Genomic DNA, 5,367 nt, shown 5'->3' on the forward strand with positions numbered 1-5,367 from the left:
GCTAAGCGACTACCCTATCTCACAGGGGGCAACCCCCAACTACTTCCGGCGTTCTAGGGCTTAACTTCTGTGTTCGGCATGGGTACAGGTGTATCTCCTAGGCTATCGTCACTTAACTATTGAGCATGGAACACACTCAAAATTGAATAACTTCTCAAATTGTAAAAGTCAACCTTGCGCTGCTTCTCAATGAATTTGTTTCTCGGATAAGTCCTCGAGCTATTAGTATTAGTCCGCTCCATTGCTCACACAACTTCCACTCCTAACCTATCTACCTGATCTTCTCTCAGGGCTCTTACTGATATAAAATCATGGGAAATCTCATCTTGAGGTGGGTTTCACACTTAGATGCTTTCAGCGTTTATCCCTTCCCTACATAGCTACCCAGCGATGCTCTTGGCAGAACAACTGGTACACCAGCGGTAAGTCCACTCTGGTCCTCTCGTACTAGGAGCAGATCCTCTCAAATTTCCTTCGCCCGCGACGGATAGGGACCGAACTGTCTCACGACGTTCTGAACCCAGCTCGCGTGCCGCTTTAATGGGCGAACAGCCCAACCCTTGGGACCGACTACAGCCCCAGGATGCGACGAGCCGACATCGAGGTGCCAAACCTCCCCGTCGATGTGAACTCTTGGGGGAGATAAGCCTGTTATCCCCAGGGTAGCTTTTATCCGTTGAGCGATGGCCCTTCCATACGGAACCACCGGATCACTAAGCCCGACTTTCGTCCCTGCTCGAGTTGTTGCTCTCGCAGTCAAGCTCCCTTATACCTTTACACTCTGCGATTGATTTCCAACCAATCTGAGGGAACCTTTGGGCGCCTCCGTTACCTTTTAGGAGGCGACCGCCCCAGTCAAACTGCCCGTCAGACACTGTCTCCGATAGGGATCACCTATCTGGGTTAGAGTGGCCATAACACAAGGGTAGTATCCCAACAGCGCCTCCATCGAAACTGGCGTCCCGATCTCTTTGGCTCCTACCTATCCTGTACATGTGGCACAGACACTCAATATCAAACTGCAGTAAAGCTCCATGGGGTCTTTCCGTCCTGTCGCGGGTAACCTGCATCTTCACAGGTACTAAAATTTCACCGAGTCTCTCGTTGAGACAGTGCCCAAATCATTACGCCTTTCGTGCGGGTCGGAACTTACCCGACAAGGAATTTCGCTACCTTAGGACCGTTATAGTTACGGCCGCCGTTTACTGGGGCTTCAATTCATACCTTCGACTTACGTCTAAGCACTCCTCTTAACCTTCCAGCACCGGGCAGGCGTCACCCCCTATACATCATCTTACGATTTAGCAGAGAGCTGTGTTTTTGATAAACAGTTGCTTGGGCCTATTCACTGCGGCTCAGTCTAACTGAGCACCCCTTCTCCCGAAGTTACGGGGTCATTTTGCCGAGTTCCTTAACGAGAGTTCTCTCGCTCACCTGAGGCTACTCGCCTCGACTACCTGTGTCGGTTTGCGGTACGGGTAGAGTATAAATTAACGCTAGAAGCTTTTCTTGGCAGGGTGACATCACTCACTTCGCTACTAAACTTCGCTCCCCATCACAGCTCAATGTTAGAGATAGAAGCATTTGACTCCTATCACACCTCACTGCTTAGACGTGCTCTTCCATTCGCACGCTTGAGTTAGCCTTCTGCGTCCCTCCTTCACTCTATACTCTAGTACAGGAATCTCTACCTGTTGGCCATCGGATACACCTTTCGGTCTCTCCTTAGGTCCCGACTAACCCAGGGCGGACGAGCCTTCCCCTGGAAACCTTAGTCTTACGGTGGATGGGATTCTCACCCATCTTGCGCTACTCATACCGGCATTCTCACTTCTATGCGTTCCAGCGCTCCTCACGGTACACCTTCGCCACACATAGAACGCTCTCCTACCATACCTATAAAGGTATCCACAGCTTCGGTAAATTGTTTTAGCCCCGGTACATTTTCGGCGCAGGGTCACTCGACTAGTGAGCTATTACGCACTCTTTGAATGAATAGCTGCTTCTAAGCTAACATCCTAGTTGTCTGTGCAACCCCACATCCTTTTCCACTTAACAATTATTTTGGGACCTTAGCTGGTGGTCTGGGCTGTTTCCCTTTCGACTACGGATCTTAGCACTCGCAGTCTGACTGCCGACCATAATTCATTGGCATTCGGAGTTTATCTGAGATTGGTAATCCGGGATGGACCCCTCACCCAAACAGTGCTCTACCTCCAAGAATCTTTATGTCGACGCTAGCCCTAAAGCTATTTCGGAGAGAACCAGCTATCTCCAAGTTCGTTTGGAATTTCTCCGCTACCCACAAGTCATCCAAGCACTTTTCAACGTGCCCTGGTGCGGTCCTCCAGTGAGTTTTACCTCACCTTCAACCTGCTCATGGGTAGGTCACATGGTTTCGGGTCTACATCATGATACTAATTCGCCCTATTCAGACTCGGTTTCCCTACGGCTCCGTCTCTTCAACTTAACCTCGCATCATAACGTAACTCGCCGGTTCATTCTACAAAAGGCACGCTCTCACCCATTAACGGGCTCGAACTTGTTGTAGGCACACGGTTTCAGGTTCTATTTCACTCCCCTCCCGGGGTGCTTTTCACCTTTCCCTCACGGTACTGGTTCACTATCGGTCACTAGGGAGTATTTAGGGTTGGGAGATGGTCCTCCCAGATTCCGACGGGATTCCTCGTGTCCCGCCGTACTCAGGATCCTGCTAGGTATAAAGACTATTTTAAATACGAGGCTCTTACTCTCTCTGGCAACCTTTCCCAAGGTCTTCTTCTATAATCTTTAAGTCCACTTCGCAGTCCTACAACCCCGAAGAGTAAACTCTTCGGTTTGCCCTCCTGCCCTTTCGCTCGCCGCTACTCAGGCAATCGCTTTTGCTTTCTCTTCCTGCAGCTACTTAGATGTTTCAGTTCACTGCGTCTTCCTCCTCATGACCTTAACAGTCATGGGTAACAGGCATCTACCTGTTGGGTTCCCCCATTCGGACATCCCTGGATCTACGCTTACTTACAGCTCCCCAAGGCATTTCGTCGTTTGTCACGTCCTTCTTCGGCTCCTAGTGCCAAGGCATCCACCGTGCGCCCTTACTAACTTAACCTTATTCTTGACCTTTCAGTCATATACTCATTAATATTCACAGCGTTTTCGGTTTATTTTCTTGTTACTATTTGATATCGTTATTCAATTTTCAATGTGCTACATTTAGGATATAAAGTTGTTCAAACCAGCTCTTATCCTATTTACTTATCTAGTTGAACACGAAACTCATTTCTTTGTCTCCTAGATAATGGAGCCTAGCGGGATCGAACCGCTGACCTCCTGCGTGCAAAGCAGGCGCTCTCCCAGCTGAGCTAAGGCCCCGTACAATACATAGTTGTACTCTATTTTATTTTTTCGCGATACTCTGTTTGTTAAGTTACCGCTGGTCCCTGTCGTGCGCTAACGCTTCGACAAAGGCGAACTGTCGTTCTCCTTAGCTGAGCTAAGGCCCCACAAGACCTCTCAAAACTAAACAAAACGAACTCAATGGCTTCCGATTTTTCCTTAGAAAGGAGGTGATCCAGCCGCACCTTCCGATACGGCTACCTTGTTACGACTTCACCCCAATCATCTATCCCACCTTAGGCGGCTGGCTCCTTACGGTTACCTCACCGACTTCGGGTGTTACAAACTCTCGTGGTGTGACGGGCGGTGTGTACAAGGCCCGGGAACGTATTCACCGCGGCGTGCTGATCCGCGATTACTAGCGATTCCGACTTCATGTAGGCGAGTTGCAGCCTACAATCCGAACTGAGACTGGCTTTCAGAGATTAGCTTGCCGTCACCGGCTTGCGACTCGTTGTACCAGCCATTGTAGCACGTGTGTAGCCCAGGTCATAAGGGGCATGATGATTTGACGTCATCCCCACCTTCCTCCGGTTTATTACCGGCAGTCTCGCTAGAGTGCCCAACTCAATGATGGCAACTAACAATAAGGGTTGCGCTCGTTGCGGGACTTAACCCAACATCTCACGACACGAGCTGACGACAACCATGCACCACCTGTCACCTCTGCCCCGAAGGGAAACTCTATCTCTAGAGCGGTCAGAGGGATGTCAAGACCTGGTAAGGTTCTTCGCGTTGCTTCGAATTAAACCACATGCTCCACCGCTTGTGCGGGCCCCCGTCAATTCCTTTGAGTTTCAACCTTGCGGTCGTACTCCCCAGGCGGAGTGCTTAATGCGTTAGCTGCGGCACTAAGTCCCGGAAAGGACCTAACACCTAGCACTCATCGTTTACGGCGTGGACTACCAGGGTATCTAATCCTGTTCGCTCCCCACGCTTTCGAGCCTCAGCGTCAGTTACAGACCAGAGAGCCGCTTTCGCCACCGGTGTTCCTCCATATATCTACGCATTTCACCGCTACACATGGAATTCCACTCTCCCCTTCTGCACTCAAGTTAAACAGTTTCCAAAGCGTACAATGGTTGAGCCACTGCCTTTAACTTCAGACTTATCTAACCGCCTGCGCTCGCTTTACGCCCAATAAATCCGGACAACGCTCGGGACCTACGTATTACCGCGGCTGCTGGCACGTAGTTAGCCGTCCCTTTCTGGTTAAGTACCGTCACTGTGTGAGCTTTCCATTCTCACACCCGTTCTTCCTTAACAACAGAGCTTTACGATCCGAAAACCTTCTTCACTCACGCGGCGTTGCTCGGTCAGGGTTCCCCCCATTGCCGAAGATTCCCTACTGCTGCCTCCCGTAGGAGTCTGGGCCGTGTCTCAGTCCCAGTGTGGCCGATCACCCTCTCAGGTCGGCTATGTATCGTCGCCTAGGTAGGCCATTACCCTACCTACTAGCTAATACAACGCAGGTCCATCTGGTAGTGGAGCAGTTGCCCCTTTTAATCTTCTATCATGCGATAAGAGATTTTATGCGGTATTAGCTATCGTTTCCAATAGTTATCCCCCGCTACCAGGCAGGTTACCTACGCGTTACTCACCCGTTCGCAACTCACAGTCTATGGTGTAGCAAGCTACGGTATAAACTGTGCGTTCTACTTGCATGTATTAGGCACGCCGCCAGCGTTCGTCCTGAGCCAGGATCAAACTCTCATATAAAGTTTGAGTTCTCACTCATTTCTGTCACTGACAGATTTATTGTTTTTTCTTAATGTTTGACGGACTGTCTTCTCAACAGTCGCCTGCACATTGGTTCGTCTTGTTCAGTTTTCAAAGGTCTTTGTCGCCCCTCAGCGACAACTATCTTAGTATATCACCTCCTTCTCTTCTTGTCAATACTTTTTTTCATCTTTTTTTATTTTCTTACACTTTTTTTCTACCGCCTTCTTCCTACCCTCTGTACTCTGATAGGTA

1 tRNA gene and 3 rRNA genes are annotated in these 5,367 nt (G+C 49.7%); all 4 read right to left on the reverse strand.

The window, feature by feature from the left end:
- Nucleotides 1-116 (reverse strand): 5S ribosomal RNA (gene rrf, locus FQ204_RS07260).
- A gap of 86 nt (nt 117-202) precedes the next feature.
- Nucleotides 203-3,106 (reverse strand): 23S ribosomal RNA (locus FQ204_RS07265).
- A gap of 190 nt (nt 3,107-3,296) precedes the next feature.
- Nucleotides 3,297-3,369, reverse strand: a tRNA-Ala gene (locus FQ204_RS07270).
- A gap of 187 nt (nt 3,370-3,556) precedes the next feature.
- Nucleotides 3,557-5,112: ribosomal RNA gene (locus tag FQ204_RS07275) — 16S ribosomal RNA — on the reverse strand.
- Together the 16S, 23S and 5S rRNA genes with 1 tRNA gene alongside form the textbook arrangement of a ribosomal RNA operon.
- Nucleotides 5,113-5,367: the final 255 nt, after the last annotated feature.

It is taken from the genome of Streptococcus constellatus (assembly GCF_902167705.1).
Classification (GTDB): domain Bacteria; phylum Bacillota; class Bacilli; order Lactobacillales; family Streptococcaceae; genus Streptococcus; species Streptococcus constellatus_A.